This is a genomic window from Actinoplanes awajinensis subsp. mycoplanecinus (assembly GCF_001509495.1).
GTDB classification, from domain to species: domain Bacteria; phylum Actinomycetota; class Actinomycetes; order Mycobacteriales; family Micromonosporaceae; genus Actinoplanes; species Actinoplanes palleronii.
This window is the reverse complement of sequence record NZ_LLZH01000199.1, coordinates 1-323: the sequence shown is the minus strand read 5'-3', so window position 1 is coordinate 323 and position 323 is coordinate 1. Positions and strand designations below refer to the sequence as shown.

Below are 323 nucleotides of genomic sequence, written 5' to 3'. Positions count from 1 at the left end.
TACTCCAGCAGGAGATCCGTTCTGACCTGTTGTGACGGTGTGGGTTTGTCCGTGGACAGCAAGCAGCCACCGTCAAGTCTCAGCGGTTGTGTGGACTACTGAAGACACGGCGGTGGCTGCCGCCTACAGAGTAGATGCTCAGCGATGGTCTGAGCTGTTCGGCGAGTTGATGGACACGATCGGGGCACGCTTCGCCCGGCCGGAGCCTCGACGCCGGGTCCGGGACTTCATCGCCGGGCTCCTCGCCCCGCTACCGACCAAGAACTGCTGGACGATCGCCGAGCACGCCGGTGACGACGGTCCGGGCGGTATGCAGGACCTGA

1 pseudogene is annotated in these 323 nt (G+C 64.1%); it reads left to right on the top strand.

The features are described from left to right. Positions 1 to 169: 169 nt before the first annotated feature. A pseudogene (locus ADL15_RS21145) lies at positions 170 to 323 on the top strand (IS701 family transposase); the annotation flags it as partial.